Here is a 20,048-nt window from a genome sequence, read left to right as displayed (position 1 = left end):
TGAATTTGGCTGAATCGGCTGTTGGGTATGACCTGTGAGTAAGGTAACAACTGCCATACGGCACTGGAACTCAGCACTACTTAGAAAACAGAAGTAAGTCTAGTAGTAATACGTAAGTAGGGTGTTTAATTGTAATGATAATATGGAAAGTTTACATAAGTCCAGTAAAAAATAATCACCCCTTCTACGGATGGGATCGATCGCACCCTCTGTTCGTTAAAGGTCTGTGGGCTAACTCAACTTTCTGTTCAGATTGTAGAAGGTTCTGGCAAAGGATGGGTTAAGAAGGCGTATTCTTCGACGACCCGTGAGCCAATCAGATGCTCCTGGATAATCCGCTCGATGACTTCAGGAGTCGCGTTGCGATACCAAACGCCATCCGGGTAAACTACTAAGATTGGCCCTTGGGCACAAACTCGCAAGCAGTTCGCTTTGGTGCGAAAGATGCAGCTGGGCCTAGTGGGTGTTGGCTTTTCGAGTTTTAATTCTTTTAGCCGTTTTTTCAGGTAGTTCCAAGATTCCAAACCAGCTTGCTTGGCGCAACATTCGGGTTTGGTTTGGTCTGCACAGATAAAAATATGCCGTTGAATTTGGCCCAGTCCCAAGGTTTGCACGCAAGCTGCGAAGGCGTTGTCGTCTGACGCTTCATCTGCCAAAGCTACTGAGTTTTCTGTCATTGTAGTGCGATCGTCCATTAATCCCCTCAAATGATTGTCTCTCCAAATCACGATTTACGCATCTGGTCGCAGGAGTGGGGGAGACCTGGAGTCGGATTTTGCAGATCTTCCCCCTCTTCCCTCTTCCCTCTTCCCTCTTCCCTAGCCCCTAGCCCCTAGCCCCTAGCCCCTTCTGACTAAGTTCGGGAACCCGTACAAAGAAATTTGTTGCGATCGCACTCCATCTCGGTTAAATTAGCACTCAGGGGATGAGAGTGCTAAACTCAAGTTGAGGCCAGGGCCATAGGTAAAAATGTAATCTTTTGACCAATGACCTTTTGACCAAGGATCGATCGCAAACTATAGTAGGAGAAAATTTAGTATGGCAGCAGTATCTCTGAGCGTTTCTACCGTTAAACCACTAGGCGAGCGCGTCTTTGTGAAAGTCAGTCCCTCCGAGGAAAAGACCGCCGGTGGGCTGTATTTGCCCGAAACCGCCAAAGAAAAACCCCAAGTGGGAGAAGTGGTCCAGGTTGGCCCTGGCAAGCGCAATGATGACGGCGCGCGTCAAGAAATGGAAGTGAAAATCGGCGACAAAGTTCTCTACTCCAAGTACGCTGGCACAGACATCAAACTTGGCACCGAAGAATACGTTCTCCTCTCAGAAAAAGACATTCTCGCCATCGTTTCCTAAATGCCTTTTTAAGTACTGAGTGCTGAGTACTCAGTGCTAAGTTAATCCAAAATCCAAAATCTAAAATCCAAAATCGTTCAAAACTATGGCTAAGCGCATCATATACAACGAAAACGCTCGTCGTGCCCTAGAAAGGGGTATGGATATTCTGGCCGAAGCAGTGGCCGTCACCCTGGGGCCAAAAGGCCGTAACGTCGTGCTGGAGAAGAAATTCGGCGCACCTCAGATTGTCAATGATGGCGTTACGATCGCCAAAGAAATTGAACTGGAAGACCACGTTGAAAACACCGGCGTAGCACTAATCCGTCAAGCCGCTTCCAAGACTAATGACGCCGCCGGTGATGGCACCACAACCGCTACCGTACTAGCCCACGCGATCGTAAAAGAAGGGCTGCGTAACGTCGCCGCCGGTGCTAATGCCATTGTCCTGAAGCGCGGTATCGACAAAGCTACCAACTTCCTGGTAGAAAAGATTGCCCAACACGCCCGTCAAGTAGAAGATTCTAAAGCTATCGCCCAAGTTGGCACAATCTCTGCTGGTAACGACGAAGAAGTCGGACGGATGATTGCCGAAGCGATGGACAAAGTAGGCAAGGAAGGCGTGATTTCCCTGGAAGAAGGGAAGTCCATGACTACCGAACTAGAAATCACCGAAGGGATGCGCTTTGACAAAGGCTACATCTCTCCTTACTTCGCTACCGACGCCGAACGGATGGAAGCGATTCTAGATGAGCCTTTCATCCTCCTGACTGACAAAAAGATTGCCTTAGTGCAAGACTTGGTGCCAGTACTAGAGCAAGTGGCTCGTTCTGGTCGTCCTCTGCTGATTATCGCAGAAGATATTGAAAAAGAAGCTCTGGCTACCCTGGTAGTCAACCGCTTGCGTGGCGTGCTGAACGTAGCAGCCGTGAAAGCTCCTGGTTTTGGCGATCGCCGCAAAGCTATGCTGGAAGACATCGCCGTCCTCACCGGCGGTCAAATGATCACCGAAGATGCCGGTCTGAAGCTGGAAAGCACCAAGCTGGATATGCTGGGTAAAGCTCGCCGCATCACCATCACCAAAGACAGCACCACCATCGTCGCCGAAGGCAATGAAAAAGCTGTCAAAGCTCGTTGCGAACAAATCCGCCGTCAAATGGAAGAAACCGATTCTTCTTACGACAAGGAAAAACTGCAAGAGCGTCTTGCTAAACTCGCTGGTGGTGTAGCCGTAATTAAGGTTGGTGCTGCCACCGAAACCGAAATGAAGGATCGCAAGCTGCGCCTGGAAGATGCCATCAACGCCACCAAGGCAGCCGTAGAAGAAGGTATTGTCCCTGGGGGCGGTACGACTCTGGCTCACCTGGCACCTCAAGTAGAAGCTTGGGCCAACGAAAATCTCAAAAATGAAGAGTTGACTGGTGCTTTGATTGTCTCTCGTGCGTTGTCTGCTCCTCTGAAGCGGATTGCTGAAAACGCCGGTCAAAACGGTGCTGTCATCGCTGAGCGCGTCAAAGAGAAGGACTTCAACGTTGGTTACGATGCTGCCAAAGGCGAATTCGTCGATATGTTTGACGCTGGTATCGTTGACCCCGCCAAGGTGACTCGTTCCGCTCTGCAAAATGCCGCTTCGATCGCTGGTATGGTGCTGACTACCGAGTGCATCGTAGTTGACAAGCCCGAATCGAAGGAAGGTGCTGGTGCTGGCGCTGGCGCTGGTATGGGTGGCGGCGACTACGATTACTAATTTTCAGTAGGGCAGGGGCAAGATGCCTTGCCCCTGCCCTTTTACAAAAACAGCTACTTCCTGGTGGAGGTAGCTGTTTTTTTATTGGAACCGCTGTTAGAGTAGGATAGCTTATAGCCAGAATCGAAACGTTATCATCCGCAACCGAGAATTTAACTGTTATCACATCTCTATTGCGTGTTGTTCATAGCGACCCAGATATATTAGGGGGAACTCCTGTATTTGTCGGTACTCGCGTACCCATAAAAACCTTGCTTGATTATCTGGAAGCAGGTGATTCGCTTGATGAGTTTCTAGACCATTTTCCCAGTGTCAGTCGCGAACAAGCCGTCAGAGTTCTCCAATTGGCAAAGGAAATGTTGATTGCTGATGCGACTCCTGCTTGATGAATGTGTTCCACGACCACTTAAACGTGAACTCACGGACTATGAAGTACGAACAGTTGTGGAGATGGGTTGGTCGGGTAAAAAAAATGGCGAGTTACTGCAACTTATGGTTCAAGCGAATTATTGCTAAAATGTAAATATTATGGTATAAATATCGTTTTGCTTACAACTGACTAGCAGTTGTAAGCGCAAAGGTCGGGAGGTAAGCTGAGTGTCCGCCACCATCACAATTAGCCCATCAGAAATTCGACAGATTTTCCAACCTCGCACTTCTAGTTCTTCACGGTTTTGGGAACTTGGACAAAAGGCTAATGCTTTAGCTGTTATGGTCGAAGATCGTTGGGAGATGTTTCCCGATGAAGTGCGAGAATTGCTTACAACGTTTGCCTATGTGGTTATTGAACCACCTAAAGGGATATGGGATAGGATTTTTGAATTCTTAAGTCGTTTTGGTTTGGCTTTGGTTTTAGCTTGGATTGCTATTAAAGGTGAGCAAGATGCTTTTGTTGCTTATTCTAGTGGATGTAAGCGTCTCATAAACGCAATTCTGGGTAGAATTGAACGAGAAGAAAATGCTTATGAAAAAGCATTATCTGAAGCTCTTGAAGAGGCTCTTGATAATTTGGAAAGCCGAAAAGCTATGACTGCGGAGGAAGCTTGTGAACGGATCGGGAGAATTTCAGATCAAACTATCAGAGAACTTTGAGAGATCCTATCAAAACCTGATTCGCGATCGTTATCGCAAAAATACCGCCGCAGCGACAGAGTTTAACCAATTAATCCAACAATTCATCATAATTCTGACTAGCGAAAACTAACCACTTAGCCTAATATAGCAACCGCCAGGGCGATTAAGGCAACTCCAACTGTTACCTTTAGTCCATAATCCCTTACAGAGTAAGCTTTTTCCTCTTCCCTCTTCCCTAGTCCCTAGCAAGAAAGCCCCTAGTCCCTAGCTATAACTTGGTTTTGGTTCCTCAACTCAACCTACAACCTTTACTTACTTCGCCTTCAAAAATATTATTTTATCAATGTTGCTAATTCTTGTAAAAGTACCTCCTGCTCCTGCTTAATTGCATCTAGCCTACTGAGAATATTTACCATCCTCCCTTGACGCTCGCTGGTATTAAAAGTCAAACCTGATGCGGCGGTAACTAATTCATTTCCTCTCACCTTATCCAACGATTGAGAACCAAATCCGAAAACAGCCCGAACCAGTTTAAAAGGTACTTGAAAAATAGATATCCATGCTTTTTCTGACAGGCTAGTTATCAATCTTAAAAGTCCCGATCCTAAGAAAACTACTAATAAAATAATGAAAAGTAAAATCCCTAAACTTGGCAAGGGGTGATTCCATACCCATAAGATTAGTGGGTGTTTATTCAGCCAGTCATTGATAAATGAAGTAAAAGCAGTTTGAATTCCCTCAGAAAATGACAAGCTCAGACCTTCAGTTTTTTGAATAGTCTCTTCTAAAGAAGCTTTAGCTTTTTCACTAACTTCATTTATATTGGCAACAGCCTTGTTAGTGGTTTCGGATAAAGCCCCTTTTGCCTTTTCAGTAAGTTCTGTAACGGTTGCGAGAGCTTTGTTTGTGACTTGATTAACATTATTGACGGCTTGACCAGTGGTATGGGTGATTACATCTTTTGCCTTCTCCGTAGTTTGAGCTACAGATTCAACAGCTTTATTTGTAGTTACCGTGACGTTATTAGCAGCTTTAGTAGCAGCTGTAGATAGAGTATTCTGCGCTTTTTCAGTAGTTTCAGCTACTGTTGCCACAGCTTTGTTGAAGGCTTGATTGAGGATATTAATGGCTTGGCTAGTCGTGTTATCAAGAGTATATTGTGCTTTATCAGCAGTTTCATTCAATGAGCCTTTAGCTTTTTCTGTTGCTTCTGTTAAAGAAGTTACTGCATTTCCAGTGGTTTGGCTCAAAAAATCTTTTGTCTTCTGAAAGTTTTGAGAAAGTCCGTCCAGTAATGCTATTTCGTTAATCATTCTCTTATCTCCTCCTCGTTGGCTGCTGAATATAGTCAAATGGTCAAATAATATTATATTACTTTACTGGACAAATAAGGTTTCGATTTAGAGATTTTTTTACAGTATTTCTACTTACTTAGTAGCTTAATCTGCTTACGCATCTGTGCTGCCCTTTCCTCAACGAAACCTACCCAATCTACCCATAATTTGACTAGGCCCCACTACTAAGGGATAATTGAATTGATCGCAAGCACAAAGCTGCCTTGCCAAAATAAAGACTTTACAGTGTAATCTATTTCATTTTTCACTCAATTTTCATAATTAAGCCAAAAAATAAAGAAAGCTTAAATTCACACCACTCATTACAGCCACATTCCATATAATCCCGATGACGTGAAATTTGTACAAAATCTAAAACTTGATACTCAAACACAGAAAGAATAGGAATTTGGTGGCGATCGCAACTAAAAAAAATCTTACTATTTTACCTTGCCTCTACCTTTGTTACAAAATCAAAAGAGCATTTCGCTTCATCCCGCCGAGGGAACAATTTCTACATCTGTTTTGTCGTACAACCAGAAAAGTTAGCAGGATACGAATTTGGCATCGCTATCAGTGTATCCTCTATAAAAGGCTGTCAACCGACTCTGGAGCCACTCTAAAGATGAAATTGAAATTTCTAGCTACCGCCCTCCTAGCCGCTCCCCTCTGCCTAGTAACGACCGTCAGAGCGGAAAATAGCCTCCAATTCAGACAGTTAGGGGCAATCCAACCGTCAGTTTTGGTAGCTCAATCCGATTGGAGCGAGTTTTCTTCGGCTTCAGGCGGGTTTGCTGTCTTGATGCCCGGTACGCCTAAAGAAGAGAGCGAAACCAGCGACGATGGCTCAGTCGAATACTCATACACTCTTTCTCTGGAAAAAGCGGCTTTCTTAGTTCACTACACCGATATTCCTAATGCAGATGAATTGAGTGCCGAACAAATTAAAGAAATTTTGGATGATACTCCTGCTGACTTTGCTAAAGGGGCTGAAGCTAAGTTGTTAGGAACTAGAAGCATTTCAATTGATGACAATCCTGGCAAAGAGTTTGAATTTAGTCTCAGCGATGGTACTCCTGGCAAAGCTAGGGTATATATGGTGAAGAAGCGGCTGTATGTTGTCGTGGGAATGACATCTGAATCTGAAAATACTCAAAGGTTTCTCAACTCGTTCCGTTTGCTTTGATTTCTAATGGATAATTGTTCATGCAACCAAAATCATTAAATATATTGCCAAATTCGTAGAAACCCCTCCCCGCAACAGGGAGGGCAGGGTGGTTTCATACAAAAAAAGAAAAAACTTTTGGGAGTTGGTTGGCTAAAGCCCGTTGTGCTTGGGGGATAGTCCGGTAGCCCCAATACCCGGTCATTGCCCCCAGTAATATTAGCAACGATACCAACCACAATTCATGTCGGCTTCCCCGAATGTGCCGATAGTCCGGGACTAGCTGTAACTGCTCGATCGCATTCATACTTTTTGGTTGTAGACGAGCGATCGCTCATCAGCATGATAATTTTTATTTTTTTGTATGAAACCACCCTGCCGACCGCCCTTGCCTTGGGAGAGAAAAGTCCTCTTCCCCCTTGCCTTGCGGGGCCCTTGCCTTGGGGGGAGAAAAGCGTAAGTCTTATTTGTAACTGCTAAACTCTAATAGTCTAATTTATAATGTTTGGCCGCTAAACCTTCGTATGATATATAACCCTTCTTTGCGTGAAGAACCGATCGATCAGCCAGCTGCTGTGATTCCCCTCAAGCAAGAGACTTCAATTTTGGACTGGTTAGAAGCTACAGGTCGCCTACTGGCGCGTGCGGAAGACGATCTTGGCGGATATTTAGACGAGGAGGAAGACATCGATCAACTCATAGGAAGCGATGACATCGTATATGGTGACGACGCTGGAGATGATGACGACGACATCGCTGATGACGCAGATTGACCACTCAAGAGCAAATCTTTAATGCCGATTCACCAATGATTGTCTAGAAGTCTAAATTTGTTGTGTGGAGTGAAATAGCAGTTCTGTGGATGCTAAATCATTGGAATTCAGGTTACTAAACTTCTCAGGAACTAGCCTGTCTGTGTTGCTAGCCGTTTCGCTCAGTTTGGTGGCGCTACTTTGCGATTATCAAGCAAATAGAGCTTTTAACCCCAGCTTTTCCCTGACGCTGCCTTTCTGGGTTTGTGCGGCTGCAACAACTGGGCTAGGCTACTGGGTGGTGCCAATTTTGCGATCGCTCAAAACCGGACAAGTAATTCGCGAAGATGGTCCCCAAACCCACTTGAAAAAAGGCGGCACCCCCACAATGGGCGGGGTGTTCTTTATACCAGTAGGGGTTCTCGTTGCTCTCTTGTGGTCTGGCTTTACTTTGGAATTGCCAAACCTTGCGCCCGTACTGGCTGTATCAGCGCTAACACTGGCTTATGGATTTATCGGCTGGTTAGATGATTGGCAAATCCTACGCCGCAAGTCCAATAAAGGCATCTCGCCACAAATGAAATTAGCCTTGCAAATTGGTTTTGCAGTCCTATTTTGTTTGTGGCTAATTTTGAGTCAACCAGCAGGTATCGCAACAGTAGTTTTACCATTTGGTTTAGCTTTACCATTGGGATTATTGTTCTGGCCTTTAGCTGCATTTGTCCTAGTAGCAGAAAGTAACGCTACCAACCTAACAGATGGTGTGGATGGACTCGCAGGTGGACTCTGTGCGATCGCACTACTCGGACTAGGCGCTTCAGTTCCTTCCTACCCCGGACTGATGATTTTCTGCGCCTGCATGAGTGGCAGTTGTTTAGGTTTTATAGCACATAACCGCAACCCAGCTACCGTCTTCATGGGAGATACTGGTTCCCTCGCTTTGGGAGGTGCTTTAGCATCAGTTGCGCTTCTGAGCAACACGCTTTGGATCTTATTTATCCTTAGCGGTATTTTCTTTGTGGAAACCCTTTCGGTACTCGCACAAGTTAGTTATTACAAAGCTACAAAAGGCCCTGATGGTATTGGTAAGCGGCTGTTTAAAATGGCACCGCTACACCACCATCTAGAACTCAGCGGCTGGTCGGAAATCCAAGTCGTTGGCACATTCTACGCGATTAACGCAATTCTAGCTTTGCTTTGTTTGTTCATCTGTTAGCAGTAAGGTGGGCATTGCCCATCTTTCTACTTTAGGACTTACGTAGAAACCGGGAATATTAAGATAATACGTCGTTTCAGCGATGGCTACGTAGGGACACGGCATAAAAAGTCTTGTTGTGAAAGAGAAATCTTATCTATGCCGTGTCCCTACTTCAAACCCGTCAGATTCGTGACAGTGCGTAAGTCCTGTACTTAATCCCACTCATTATTCATTTTAAATTGGTTAAATGGTTGTCAAAAAAACACAAAGTAATCGTAGAAGAAATCTTTTATCGCTTAGCGTTCTGCTAGTTGCTATTTTCTGCCTTTACTTACAACTTGCCCGTCTGGGATATGCCGTCCCCCCGCGCTACCTATTGGATGTTCTTTGTTTTACTGGTTGTGAAGATGATAGTTCTGCAAATATCAACCATCCAAAAATTGTGGGAAATCAATTGTTGAACTATGATAAGCAAATCGCCCAAATTTTAGGTGCAGATAAAAGCGACAAGAATAAAATTTCCATATTGATTGAGAAATCAAAGTACAGATTGATAATTTATTACGATAAACAACCTGTTAAATCTTATCCGGTAGTTTTTGGGGATAACCCAGTAGACGATAAATTGAAAGAAGGCGACAAGAGAACACCAGAAGGAAGATTTAAGATAAAAGACCTCTATCCCCATCCGGCTTGGTCAAAATTCCTATGGTTAGATTATCCGAATAAATATTCCTGGAGGAAACATTTCCAAGCTAAGCTTAGTAATAAAATAAATTGGAATAATTCCATCGGCGGCGAGATAGGTATTCACGGTACACCAAATGATGATTGGATAGAAAAGGGTTCAAATTGGACATGGGGCTGCATTTCTTTAAAAAATCAAGATGTTGATGAAATATATCGCTTTGTGCAACAAGGAACGGAAGTAGAAATTATTCGCTAACCAACGATAAATTATTATGAGTAACGAACAGGAAACTATATTGCCAAAGGTTTCGGTGATTGTGCCGATATACAATGGTGAAGCAGACTTACCAGATTTAATCAGTTGTTTAAAAGCTCAAATTTATCCAACTGACCGGGTAGAATATTTGCTGGTGGATAATGGAAGTAACGATCGCACTTCTGCTATCCTCCAAAGCGTTAACCCCCCCCAACCCCCCCCGCCCGCAGGGGGGGCTTTGGAGAGTAGCGATCGTACCTCTGCTATCCTCCAAACCACCGCAGATCCCACCAACCACCCTTATCAAGGGGGGCTAAACGATCTAACAATTCGTCACCTCACGGAAAACAAAATTCAAAGTTCCTACGCCGCACGCAATACGGGAATTCGCGCCGCCACAGGTGAAATTATCGCTTTTACCGATGTTGATTGTCGTCCTCAATCCAATTGGTTAGAAAACCTGATTCAACCTTTTGCCGATTCATCTGTTGGTATCGTAGCAGGTGAAGTAGAAGGACTGACTGGTAAAACGCTACTGGAAAAGTATGCTGAAACTCAGAAGATTTTATCCCAAAAATATACATTAGCGCATCCTTTTTGTCCTTACGGTCAAACTGCTAACTTAGCAATTCGACAGGAAGTTTTTAAGCAAGTAGGATTGTTTAGACCCTACCTGACTACTGGCGGCGATGCGGATATTTGTTGGCGAATTCAACGAGAAACTGAGTGGAAGATATCTTTTGCACCAACTGCTATTGTAAAACATCGGCATCGATCTACAATAGGAGAATTTCAAAGCCAATGGCGACGCTATGGTCGTTCAAATCGATATTTGCACGAACTATACGGCGTGAATTTGACGAAGGAACTAGCCGTGAGAGAATATCTCTATCGTCTGAGTCGTTGGCTATTGAAGGAGTTGCCAGTTATTAGCGTTAAAGCGACGCTCGGCAAAGCGACTTTAGTTGAATTATTAAATACTCCCATTTATCTGATTAATTCACAAGCGCGATCGGCTGGACAACGGGATGCGAAACTATCTGAACAAGCAAAGACAATAGAGTGGTTGTAAAATTAGCTGAATAGCTGTAAAAAAGCCGAATTTTTTGACAAAATAGAGAAAGATTACGGGTTAAGGTAGCTGCCCTATGACTAATAAATTCACTTCGATCGAATTACCTCCTCCTTTTCCCGACCACACTCAATTGCCGGAGGAAGATGGTACTTTTGTGAAAAACTTCCAGGAGCATCCCCAAAGTATTATTTTGACAGATTCCCTCGGCCTAATTTTACAACAACTGCATCCCGACGGACAATACGCGATCGGACAAGATTGCGGCATTTACTGGCGCGAAACCGACCCCCCGGAAAAAGGCGCTGAAGCTCCTGATTGGTTCTACGTACCCAATGTAGCGCCGATGGTAAATGATGAGATTCGTCGTTCCTACGTGCTGTGGCGGGAATTTATCGCTCCATTAATTGTTTTGGAGTTTGCTAGCGGCGATGGCTCACAGGAGCGCGATCGCACAGCTTTATCCTATTCTGGTAATCAAGTTACCAGACCGGGGAAGTTTTGGGTGTACGAGCGCATCATGCGAATTCCCTACTACGGCATCTATGAAGTCACCAACGGCAAGTTAGAAGTTTATCGCTTTGTGGATGGGTTTTATCGGTTGCTAGAACCCAACGAACGGGGTCATTATCCTGTTTTGCCTTTAGGTGTAGAATTGGGACTCTGGCACGGAAACTATCAAAACCAAACTCAACTTTGGCTGAGGTGGTGGGACGAACAGGGGAATTTGTTGCTGATTGGTTCGGAAAGAGCGGAACTGGAACATTTACGAGCTGAACAAGAACGCCAAAGGGCCGAACAAGAACGCCAAAGAGCCGAACAAGAACGCCAAAGGGCCGAAAGTGCAGAACAGGCGTTCGCCGCTGCCGTTGAAGCACGACTCGCTGAAACTCAGGCGCGACAACAAGCTGAACTGGCGCAAAGGGATGCCATTCCTCGGTTGTTGGCAATGGGGTTGAGTGTAGAACAAGTTGCTTCGGCGCTTAGCTTAACTGTAGAACAAGTCAGGGTGCTTGGGGTATAGTCCCGAAACCGAGCAATCCGGCTCTAATACCGCCTTGATTATTAGCCCGCGTAGGCGGGCTTTGTCTGTGTAGCCGCGACTTCAGTCGTCAGGCTAACGTGAATTTTCGCTTGATGCCAGTATCGCGGTTACTTCCTGCAAAAGCTGGTTTTGTTCTTGTCTGATTGCTTCTAACCTATTCAAGATATACGCTAGTCGTTCTTTATTATTCTGACTAACTGATGCGGCAATTGAAGTATTTAAAGCCAGCATATTTCCTTCAGATTGCTTGAGCGTATTTCCAAGGAAAGGTAAATAACTGAATAGTTTTAAGCACAATCCTAAAAGAACTTGTCCAAATTTGAAAGGTGCTTGCAAGGTATATAAGAAAAATTGCTCCAGAAACTGACTAAGTGCTTTGATGAATCGCCCCAGAATAAAAATACCTAAAATTATCATAATTACGCTGAGAATAGGGTGGCTAATTCCCCAAATCAACACTTCTGTTGCCCAGGACATGACTGGATGAGAATCAATCCATCCTCTTACGCCATGCAACTGTTTATTTATAAAAGTAGTAAGAGAATTTTCAAGGGATGTAGAGGTATTTTTGGTTGTTGAATTGACATTATCAATAGCACTAACTGCGGTTTGAGTTATTTTATCTTGCGCCTGTTCTGCTGTTTTGGTAACAGTATGGATTGTTTTGCTAGTTGCTTCATTAAACATATTGACTGCCTTAGCAGCGGTTTGAGTTAAGGAAGCTTTCGCATTGTGTGTTGTCTCGCTAACGCTATTTACGGCTCGCTCAACGGTTTGAGTTACCGTATTAACTGCGTTGCGAGTGACTCCTGTCGAAAAATCTTTAATCTGATGAAAGTTTTTTCCTACCTCCTGAAGCAAACCTACTTCTAAACTTGTCATGTTGTCCTCTACCATGATTTCAAACTTCAGATTTGATATTACAGTACAGGTTGAAAATGGCTTTTTTCAATCTGCAATCGGCAATTTTTGTAGTCAGTTTTTCCAGTATCGATCGATCTGCATTTACAGATCGATCGCACTTCGGCTTAAACTAAGCCTAAATCGGTTACGGCACCCACACTGCTGGAAGATACCAATTTGGCGTATTTTGCCAATACACCCATCGTATAACGGGGTTTGGGCGGTTGCCACTCAGCGCGGCGGCGTTCTAATTCTTCATCGGATATGTCGAGATGCAACGATCGCGCATTGGCATCAATTGTGATGATATCGCCTTCCTTGACAAGAGCGATCGCACCTCCCACAGCTGCCTCTGGTGCCACGTGACCGACTACCATACCATAAGTACCGCCAGAAAACCGTCCATCGGTAATCAATCCCACGGAATCTCCCAATCCAGCACCAATAATTGCCGAAGTGGGGGCCAGCATTTCCCGCATTCCGGGGCCACCCTTCGGCCCTTCGTAGCGGATGACAATGACATCCCCTGGTTTAATCTGATTAGCTAAAATCGCCTCTAAACAGGATTCCTCAGATTCATACACCCTTGCTGGGCCTGTGATTTGGGACTTTTTGATGCCAGTAATTTTTGCTACAGCACCTTCTGTTGCCAGATTTCCTCTCAAAATCGCTAAGTGTCCCTGAGAATAGATCGGGTTATTCCAGGGACGGATAACATCCTGATTTGCTGGTGGTTCATCGGGAACATCTGCCAACACTTCGGCAACAGTTTTTCCCGTGATGGTGAGGGCGTCGCCGTGCAGCAGGTTGTTCACCAGCAACATTTTCATCACTTGGGGAATACCGCCAGCTTTGTGTAAGTCGGTCGCCACATATTTGCCAGATGGTTTTAAATCGCACAGCACTGGTACGCGGGCGCGAATAGTTTCAAAGTCATCCAAGCATAACTCGACACCAGCAGAGTGAGCTAGAGCCAGCAAGTGCAGCACCGCATTCGTAGAACCACCCACAGCCATAATTACAGAAATAGCATTTTCAAAGGCTTTGCGGGTGATAATGTCAAGCGGCAGGAGTTGTTTGCGAATTGCTTCCACCAAGACAAAAGCAGATTTTTCCGCACTTTCTGCTTTTTCGGCATCTTCAGCTGCCATAGTCGAGGAATAGGGCAGACTCATGCCCATTGCTTCAAAAGCAGAAGACATGGTATTCGCCGTGTACATACCGCCGCAGGAACCGGCACCGGGACAAGCTTTGCGCTCCACCTCCAGCAGTTCGTTGGCGTCAATTTTACCAGCGCTGTATTCTCCCACAGCTTCAAAAGCGCTGACAACCGTAAGGTCGCGTCCGTTGTGATGACCGGGTTTAATCGTACCGCCGTAGACGAAAATGGCAGGGATATTCAGGCGAGCGATCGCAATCATCGCCCCCGGCATATTTTTATCGCAACCGCCAATTGCCAGCACCCCATCCATACTTTGGCCGTTACAGACTGTTTCGATCGAGTCAGCAATTACTTCCCGCGATACCAGGGAATATTTCATCCCTTCAGTTCCCATCGAAATGCCATCGCTGATCGTGATTGTACCGAACATCTGAGGCATCGCATCGGCAGCGCGAATTCCAGCTTCGGCGCGAATAGCTAGCTGATTTATGCCCATATTGCAAGGGGTAATCGTGCTATACCCGTTCGCAAGACCGACAATAGGTTTAGTGAAGTCGCGATCGCCAAAACCAACCGCACGTAGCATGGCCCGGTTAGGCGTCCGCTGTGCCCCTTGGGTAACAACTTGGCTTTTGAGATTATCCGGCATTGTGTTTTCCCTTGTCATTAGTCATTAGTCATTTGTTATTTGTCAAAAGTCAATTGTCAAAAGGACTTTGTTAGTCGTTAGTTGTTAGAACGCATTACCCACTAACCAATAACCACCGACCAAAGACCAAAGACCAATGACCAATGACCCCTCTTGTTTTTGATTTTCTCAGAAGGAACGTGGTTTGCGTAGCCGAAAATAAAAGACTTTAACAAAACCTTGTGTCATTTGGGATGATGAATGGAACAAACTATAAGCAGTACGGGCAAAGCATTTATTTGAGCAAACCCTCCTTGGCACGAGGGAATGTCCAAAAGCGATCGCTTCCCCTCTAGATATAAAGTCACGATGAGACATATAGTATGGATGCCAATGAATTGCTGAGACGATATGCTGCCGGTGAGAGAGATTTTTGGGAGACCAATCTGCGGGGAGTATCTCTGATCGGCGTTGACCTGAGCGGGGTCAACTTACGTGGGGCAGACCTAAGTGGAGCGAATTTGAGGGGAGCCTCCCTAATTAGTGTAAATCTCCGGGAAGCCAACCTGCGGGGAGCCAACCTGCAAGCTAACTTGAGCGAAGCTAACCTGATTGCAGCCAACTTGAGCGAAGCCAACTTGAGTGAAGCTAATCTGAGCGAAGCGAGCTTGCGGGGAGCCAACTTGGAGAACGCCAACCTGAGTGGGGCCAACCTGAGCGAGGCTATTCTGAGCGAAGCTCAAATGCGGGGAGCCAACCTGAGTGGGGCTAAACTAATTGACGCACCTATGAATCGGGCCTATCTGATTGACGCCAACCTGAGTGGAGCCATCTTAGACGGAGCCATCTTGACGAATGCCATCTTGAGCGGAGCCAACCTAGAGAAAGCCCACCTTGTAAGTGCCATCCTCATTGGAGCGGTTCTGGAGGGGACTAACCTGACTGGAGCAGACTTGAGCCGAGCAAAACTGAGTGGAGCCAATTTGACTGGTGCTAACCTAAGCCAAGCCAATATGAGGGGAGCAACCATAAGTTGGGCAACCCTGCGCGGGACTAATTTTCGAGGTGCTAATCTCTTCCGGGCGAAACTCGGCTGGTCTAATATGACGGGAGCTATCTTGAGCGAGGCTATATTGATTGATGCCAATCTAAATCGGGCTAATCTACACGGTGCCGAACTCCAAGGGGCAATTATGCCCGATGGCAGAGGTCACGAGTAAATTTTTTTCAAATATTAAGGGTGCATCATCTCAAAAGTCAAAAGTCAAAAGTCAAAAGTCAAAAGTCAAAGCACTCAGCACTTTGCTATACTGGCTAAATTTCGCAGGGCTTGAGTTACCAGCACGAATAGGCTGGGCCAGTCTCCTGGTTGTGGCTGACGAAATAGTCGCATGGTTGGATACCAGGGACTGTCCTCCCGGTGAAGCATCCAACGCCAGTCCGGGTCAAAAGGTAGCAATACCCAAACTTGTTTACCCAAAGCTCCAGCTAAATGAGCAACAGATGTGTCTATGGTGATGACTAAATCCAACTGCGCTATGACTGCAGCTGTGTCGGCGAAGTCGTTGAGCAGATGACTCAAATTTTGCACGCAGGCTGCTTGCCGCAATAGGATTAGATCTTGTTCTTGGGGGTCTTTTTCAAGGCTGTAAAACGCAATTCCCGGTATATCTGTCAGTTTGAGGAAGTGAGAGAGGGGAGACGATCGCTTTTCGGCAGTCTTACCGCTCGAATAGGTTGCCCAGACAATTCCTACCTTTAGTTTACTTTCAGAAGGAATTTCCAGTTCAATAGAAGATTCCGGCGCAGCTAGATAGGGAATTTGTGCGGGTACGTTCTCCAAGGTTGTACCCAATATCCACGGTAAGCTCATCAATGGTGCGTGAACGTCAAATTCAGGCAATGTGGTATCCTGTACGATTAGTCGATCAATACAGGAAATACTCTCCAACAAGCGAATCAGGGATGCCGGACAATCCACTATTAAGCGACCGCCAGATGCCGCTACTAAAGGTGCATAACGAATAAACTGAATAGTATCTCCTAACCCTTGCTCGGCGTGGAGTAGAATCGTTCTACCTTCCAAGCGAGATCCATCCCACAAAGGCTGCGGAAACTGACGCGGCGGCGTTTCTCCTCCTAACCACCGGCTTTCGTACTCGGCAAATCCCCGCTGTAAATCCCCAGCCAGCAGTAGGAGATAAGCTCGACTAAAGCGATCGCTCGGATTGAGTTGGCTGTTTGGTTGCAAGTAGGCTATTGCCTTTTCTAGCTTGCCTTGAAATAGAAGTGCATGGGCTAGGTTGTTCTGGGTCATTGCTAGCTTGGGATTTAGTGCTAACGCTTGACGGTAGCAAACTAGAGCTTCTTCCAGATCCCCCCCATCCTCCAAGGCATTGCCCAAGTTATTATAAAACTCTGCCTGGTGAGGATTTAAAGCCAAAGCTTGACGGTAGCAGACTAGAGCTTCCTGTAACTGCTTCTGCTGTTTCATCGCACCGCCCAAGTTGCTGTAAGCTTCGGCATAGTTTGGATCGAGGAAGAGAGCTTGTCGATAGCAAGTAATGGCTTCCTCTAGCTTTCCCAAATCTTTAAGCGTAACGCCCAAGTTGCTGTAAAGTACAGGATTATCTGGTTCCTGAACCAAAGCTTTCTGATAGCAATCAACAGCTTCTACTAGGCGACGCTGTTTGTACATAGCACCGCCCAAGTTATTATAAAGTAGGGCATCATCCGGTTTGAGCGCTAAGGCTTGCTGATAGTAGGTAATGGCTTCTTCTAGCTCACCTTGCCCTAACCATACACTGCCCAAATTGCTATAAGCTTCAGCATAATTTGGCTCGATAGTCAAGGCTTGATTGTAATAAGTAGTTGCCTCTGCCAATAGCCCTTGTTCCTGAAGAACGATTCCCAGGCGATTGTGAAGTTCGGCATAGTTTGGTTCGAGCAATATAGCTTGCTGGTAGCAAGCGGTTGCTTCTGGCAACCGACCTTGTTCTTGCAGCGCCTTGCCCAGATTGTAGTACGCTCCAGCATGATTTGGTTCGAGTGCCAAAGTTTGTTGGTAGCAGACTAGAGCTTCCTCGACACGATTCTGCTCTTGCAGCGCCATGCCCAAATTGTAATGAAAGTCTGCCACTCCAGGACTAACTTTGACACAAGTGCTAAAACATTCAATGGCTAGCTCGTGTTTGCCAAGTCCAGTGGCTGTTATACCAAGTAATTGGAGGGCGTCAATATTATAGGGCTCTTTTTGTAGAATTTGGCAATATATCTGCTCGGCTTGAGGTAACCGCCCAGCTTGATAATGTTGGAGAGCAATTAATAAAGATTCTTTCAATTTTAGATTTTAGATTTTAGATTTTAGATTGGGGAGTTGGGGAGCATAGGGGAATTTTAGATTTTAGATTTTATTTCAATTTGAAATCTAAAATCTAAAATCCTTCCCCTGTGCCCCTCTACCCCTCTGCTGATCGCCACATCTAAGATAAATGTAGCGATCGCCTGGTAACGGTGCAACAAGGCTTCTGGGCGATCGCCTTAACCTGTAAAGCGATCGCGCCTAGAAGGCGTAGTGCCGGTAACGTTTCGGGTCGGGGTAACCCTTCAAGAGGGCTGTGAGTCTGAATTAGCGTTTAAATACGCTTCTATCGCCTCGGTTGCTAACTCAACGACAGGCTTGCCTTGAGTGACGGCAATTTCCTTAAGACGTTGATAAACATCATCGCGAACTGTGACGCGACGCCGAATTTTAGTAACAGCAGCTGTGGTTTCCGAAGGTGTCTCCGAAAGTGTCTCGACTATAGTCTCGCCCATAAAAGAAGAAGCAGAATGACCGTTGGTTAACTCTAGCGTAACTGGCGCTGATTCGTAGGTAGCAGTAAAGGTTCTAAGCGCCTCTAAACCTACTCTATGACAAAAGTCGCCAAAACTTTCGGATTTTTCCTGCTTTTGTTGTTCTTTCTTGAAATAAACAAACAGCGGTTCTAAGGTTGCTTCGAGATTCTGGATATCCAACTTCTCGATGTAAGGTTCTGCCAAACGAGTCTGATGCGGGTCAGCACCCAGCCAAAGTTGGTAAACGTCGGGCGATCTGCCGACGAAGCCAAGTTCGGCGAGATACGGACGAGCGCAGCCGTTGGGGCAACCTGTCATCCGCACTACGAAGTGTTCTTCTGACAATCCTACTTTGACTAACAGCGCCCGAATTCGCTCTAGTATACCCGGCATAGCTCGTTCCGATTCGGTGGTTGCCAAACCGCACGTGGGTAGCGCAGGACAAGCCATTGAGTAACGGACGAGCGGGTCGAGTTCTGACTCCATTTTGACACCGCTGCGATCGAGAATCTGCTGAATTTCCCGCTTCTGCGCTGGTGCGATATCGCAGATAATCAGATTTTGATGGGGTGTCAGGCGAATGGGCAGCTGAAATTTCTCTACTATTTCCCGCAGGGCGCTTCTGAGTTTCAGGTTGCCTTCATCTTTAACGCGGCCATTTTCGATCGAAATACCCACAAAAAGCTTGCCATCTCCCTGTTCTTCCCAACCCAGGAAGTCTAGATATTTCCATTCTGGCAGCGGCTTTGAGGGTTGGATCTGTTTGCCAAAGTAGCCTTCTACATTAGTGCGGAATTTATCGACGCCCCAGTCTTCCAGCAGATATTTCATCCGCGCATGACGCCTGTCGGTGCGATCGCCATTATCTCGCTGTATTGCTACGATCGCTTTAACCAAGTCGTAGACATCTTCCTTTGCCACATAGCCAATTGCATCTGCTAGACGCGGGAAAGTCTCTTCTTTATTGTGAGTGCGTCCCAGTCCGCCACCGGCAAAAACGTTAAATCCCTCTAACTCTCCCCGGTTATTGGTAATTACCACTAAACTGAGGTCTTGAGAGAACAGGTCAACGGAATTATCCCCCGGCACGGTTACGCTGCACTTGAACTTCCGGGGCATATAATTAGTGCCGTAGAGCGGCTCTTCCTTGTCCTCCAAGTTAGTGCCTTTCCCGTTCCGCAGCCGTGCGGCTACTACTTGTGGGTTTTCTTCCCCAGTGACAAATTTTTCGCCATCCAACCAAATTTCGTAGTAAGCGCCAGTCTGAGGAGTTAGCAAGTCAGCGATGTTGTCTGCGTACTCCCAGGCATATTTATATTCCTGGCTATTCTTAAAGGGTGCCGGTGGTGCCATGACGTTGCGGTTGAGGTCGCCGCAAGCCCCCAAAGTTGACCCCATACTTTTGATGATGGCAGCGAGTGCGGCTTTGAGATTTTTCTTTAAAATGCCGTGCAGCTGAAACCCTTGACGGGTAGTTACTCGTAGGGTATTGTTTCCATATTCCCCGCTCAGCCGATCCAGGGTAAGATACAGCTGCGGCGGAATGAAGCCACCCGGACTGCGGGTACGCAGCATGAACTGATAGTCCTTCTCCTGACCCTTAACCCGATTATCGCGGTTGTCCTGTTGGTAAGACCCGTGAAACTTGAGAATCTGAGTGGCGTCTTCGGTGAAGCTGTTCGTGTCTTGCAGTATCTCAGTGGCAACGGGTTCCCGCAAATAATTACTGCGTTCTTTAAGTCCTTCCACTTTGGAAAGTTTGGGAACCGGAGGAGTTTGAGTCGGAGTCTGGGTCATGGGAACTGTGAGTGGGAGTTTAAATTAAGTATTTTAACCAGGTGTCCGTTGCCGCCACA

Annotated in this window: 18 protein-coding genes; 11 read left to right on the top strand and 7 right to left on the bottom strand. The window is 46.0% G+C overall.

Going from position 1 to position 20,048, the window contains the following annotated elements; all coding sequences use genetic code 11:
* Positions 1-248 precede the first annotated feature (248 nt).
* On the bottom strand, positions 249-677 hold the full coding sequence (locus LAY41_RS21230) for a (2Fe-2S) ferredoxin domain-containing protein (RefSeq protein ID WP_249102734.1): 429 nt from the start codon (positions 675-677) through the stop codon (positions 249-251).
* A 361-nt stretch (positions 678-1,038) separates the two neighbouring features.
* On the opposite strand from LAY41_RS21230, the gene groES reads away from it, so the two are divergent.
* The 4 genes from groES to LAY41_RS21210 all read left to right on the top strand — a co-directional run bounded on the left by groES (position 1,039) and on the right by LAY41_RS21210 (position 4,168).
* Positions 1,039-1,350 carry a co-chaperone GroES gene (groES, locus tag LAY41_RS21225; protein WP_249102679.1) on the top strand — a complete coding sequence of 104 codons (312 nt, stop codon included), beginning with the start codon at positions 1,039-1,041 and terminating at the stop codon, positions 1,348-1,350.
* Between the two features lie 85 nt (positions 1,351-1,435).
* Positions 1,436-3,076: a chaperonin GroEL gene (groL, locus tag LAY41_RS21220; RefSeq protein WP_249102677.1), complete on the top strand. Its 1,641-nt coding sequence runs from the start codon at positions 1,436-1,438 to the stop codon at positions 3,074-3,076.
* 173 nt (positions 3,077-3,249) lie between these two features.
* Complete coding sequence (locus tag LAY41_RS21215) at positions 3,250-3,462, top strand: DUF433 domain-containing protein (RefSeq protein WP_249102675.1); 213 nt, start codon at positions 3,250-3,252, stop codon at positions 3,460-3,462.
* Positions 3,463-3,673: 211 nt separating this feature from the next.
* Positions 3,674-4,168: a hypothetical protein gene (locus tag LAY41_RS21210; protein ID WP_249102673.1), complete on the top strand. Its 495-nt coding sequence runs from the start codon at positions 3,674-3,676 to the stop codon at positions 4,166-4,168.
* Between the two features lie 314 nt (positions 4,169-4,482).
* On the opposite strand, the gene LAY41_RS21205 is transcribed toward LAY41_RS21210, so the two are convergent.
* Positions 4,483-5,463 carry a hypothetical protein gene (locus LAY41_RS21205; protein ID WP_249102671.1) on the bottom strand — a complete coding sequence of 327 codons (981 nt, stop codon included), beginning with the start codon at positions 5,461-5,463 and terminating at the stop codon, positions 4,483-4,485.
* 646 nt (positions 5,464-6,109) lie between these two features.
* Between LAY41_RS21205 and LAY41_RS21200 the strand changes: the two genes are divergently transcribed.
* Positions 6,110-6,670, top strand: coding sequence for a hypothetical protein (locus tag LAY41_RS21200; protein WP_249102670.1), 561 nt, complete (start codon positions 6,110-6,112; stop codon positions 6,668-6,670).
* 221 nt (positions 6,671-6,891) lie between these two features.
* Here LAY41_RS21200 and LAY41_RS32365 read toward each other — a convergent pair whose 3' ends face one another.
* On the bottom strand, positions 6,892-7,023 hold the full coding sequence (locus LAY41_RS32365) for a hypothetical protein (RefSeq protein ID WP_275974311.1): 132 nt from the start codon (positions 7,021-7,023) through the stop codon (positions 6,892-6,894).
* A 150-nt stretch (positions 7,024-7,173) separates the two neighbouring features.
* Here LAY41_RS32365 and LAY41_RS21195 point away from each other — a divergent pair, with 150 nt between their 5' ends.
* From LAY41_RS21195 to LAY41_RS21175, 5 genes are all read left to right on the top strand, one after another.
* Positions 7,174-7,422: a DUF3134 domain-containing protein gene (locus tag LAY41_RS21195; protein ID WP_275974310.1), complete on the top strand. Its 249-nt coding sequence runs from the start codon at positions 7,174-7,176 to the stop codon at positions 7,420-7,422.
* Positions 7,423-7,507: 85 nt separating this feature from the next.
* Positions 7,508-8,617, top strand: coding sequence for a phospho-N-acetylmuramoyl-pentapeptide-transferase (gene mraY / locus LAY41_RS21190; RefSeq protein ID WP_249102666.1), 1,110 nt, complete (start codon positions 7,508-7,510; stop codon positions 8,615-8,617).
* Positions 8,618-8,846: 229 nt separating this feature from the next.
* On the top strand, positions 8,847-9,545 hold the full coding sequence (locus LAY41_RS21185; protein WP_249102665.1) for a L,D-transpeptidase family protein: 699 nt from the start codon (positions 8,847-8,849) through the stop codon (positions 9,543-9,545).
* Positions 9,546-9,561: 16 nt separating this feature from the next.
* Positions 9,562-10,617 (top strand): glycosyltransferase family 2 protein, encoded by a 1,056-nt coding sequence (locus LAY41_RS21180; protein WP_249102664.1) that lies wholly within the window; start codon positions 9,562-9,564, stop codon positions 10,615-10,617.
* A 76-nt stretch (positions 10,618-10,693) separates the two neighbouring features.
* Positions 10,694-11,641: a Uma2 family endonuclease gene (locus LAY41_RS21175; protein WP_249102663.1), complete on the top strand. Its 948-nt coding sequence runs from the start codon at positions 10,694-10,696 to the stop codon at positions 11,639-11,641.
* Positions 11,642-11,734: 93 nt separating this feature from the next.
* Here LAY41_RS21175 and LAY41_RS21170 read toward each other — a convergent pair whose 3' ends face one another.
* On the bottom strand, positions 11,735-12,559 hold the full coding sequence (locus LAY41_RS21170; protein WP_249102662.1) for a methyl-accepting chemotaxis domain-containing protein: 825 nt from the start codon (positions 12,557-12,559) through the stop codon (positions 11,735-11,737).
* Positions 12,560-12,690: 131 nt separating this feature from the next.
* Positions 12,691-14,376: a dihydroxy-acid dehydratase gene (gene ilvD / locus LAY41_RS21165; RefSeq protein ID WP_249102659.1), complete on the bottom strand. Its 1,686-nt coding sequence runs from the start codon at positions 14,374-14,376 to the stop codon at positions 12,691-12,693.
* A 362-nt stretch (positions 14,377-14,738) separates the two neighbouring features.
* Here ilvD and LAY41_RS21160 point away from each other — a divergent pair, with 362 nt between their 5' ends.
* Positions 14,739-15,575, top strand: coding sequence for a pentapeptide repeat-containing protein (locus tag LAY41_RS21160; RefSeq protein ID WP_249102658.1), 837 nt, complete (start codon positions 14,739-14,741; stop codon positions 15,573-15,575).
* A 74-nt stretch (positions 15,576-15,649) separates the two neighbouring features.
* Here the strand turns inward: LAY41_RS21160 and LAY41_RS21155 are convergent, their stop codons facing one another.
* Together LAY41_RS21155 and sir are read right to left on the bottom strand one after the other, a co-directional pair.
* A complete protein-coding gene (locus LAY41_RS21155; protein ID WP_249102656.1) occupies positions 15,650-17,695 on the bottom strand; it encodes a tetratricopeptide repeat protein in 2,046 nt (681 codons plus the stop codon).
* Positions 17,696-17,961: 266 nt separating this feature from the next.
* The gene (gene sir, locus LAY41_RS21150; RefSeq protein ID WP_249102655.1) at positions 17,962-19,989 is read right to left on the bottom strand and encodes a sulfite reductase, ferredoxin dependent; all 2,028 of its coding nucleotides are present in this window, start codon (positions 19,987-19,989) and stop codon (positions 17,962-17,964) included.
* Between the last annotated feature and the right edge of the window lie 59 nt (positions 19,990-20,048).

This window comes from Argonema galeatum A003/A1 (assembly GCF_023333595.1).
Taxonomy (GTDB): Bacteria; Cyanobacteriota; Cyanobacteriia; order Cyanobacteriales; family Aerosakkonemataceae; genus Argonema; species Argonema galeatum.
Note: the sequence above shows the minus strand (reverse complement) of the source record. Positions and strands in the feature narration are given on the sequence as shown.

What these genes read in the sequence shown, in the direction of transcription:
- LAY41_RS21160 (WP_249102658.1), top strand. Translation starts at nt 14,739, where the DNA reads ATGGATGCCAATGAATTGCTGAGACGATATGCTGCCGGTGAGAGAGAT.
- LAY41_RS21185 (WP_249102665.1), top strand. Translation starts at nt 8,847, where the DNA reads ATGGTTGTCAAAAAAACACAAAGTAATCGTAGAAGAAATCTTTTATCG.
- LAY41_RS21200 (WP_249102670.1), top strand. Translation starts at nt 6,110, where the DNA reads ATGAAATTGAAATTTCTAGCTACCGCCCTCCTAGCCGCTCCCCTCTGC.
- sir (WP_249102655.1), bottom strand. Translation starts at nt 19,989, where the DNA reads ATGACCCAGACTCCGACTCAAACTCCTCCGGTTCCCAAACTTTCCAAA.
- LAY41_RS21175 (WP_249102663.1), top strand. Translation starts at nt 10,694, where the DNA reads ATGACTAATAAATTCACTTCGATCGAATTACCTCCTCCTTTTCCCGAC.
- ilvD (WP_249102659.1), bottom strand. Translation starts at nt 14,376, where the DNA reads ATGCCGGATAATCTCAAAAGCCAAGTTGTTACCCAAGGGGCACAGCGG.
- LAY41_RS21170 (WP_249102662.1), bottom strand. Translation starts at nt 12,559, where the DNA reads ATGGTAGAGGACAACATGACAAGTTTAGAAGTAGGTTTGCTTCAGGAG.
- LAY41_RS21205 (WP_249102671.1), bottom strand. Translation starts at nt 5,463, where the DNA reads ATGATTAACGAAATAGCATTACTGGACGGACTTTCTCAAAACTTTCAG.
- LAY41_RS21180 (WP_249102664.1), top strand. Translation starts at nt 9,562, where the DNA reads ATGAGTAACGAACAGGAAACTATATTGCCAAAGGTTTCGGTGATTGTG.
- groES (WP_249102679.1), top strand. Translation starts at nt 1,039, where the DNA reads ATGGCAGCAGTATCTCTGAGCGTTTCTACCGTTAAACCACTAGGCGAG.
- groL (WP_249102677.1), top strand. Translation starts at nt 1,436, where the DNA reads ATGGCTAAGCGCATCATATACAACGAAAACGCTCGTCGTGCCCTAGAA.
- LAY41_RS21195 (WP_275974310.1), top strand. Translation starts at nt 7,174, where the DNA reads ATGATATATAACCCTTCTTTGCGTGAAGAACCGATCGATCAGCCAGCT.
- LAY41_RS21230 (WP_249102734.1), bottom strand. Translation starts at nt 677, where the DNA reads ATGACAGAAAACTCAGTAGCTTTGGCAGATGAAGCGTCAGACGACAAC.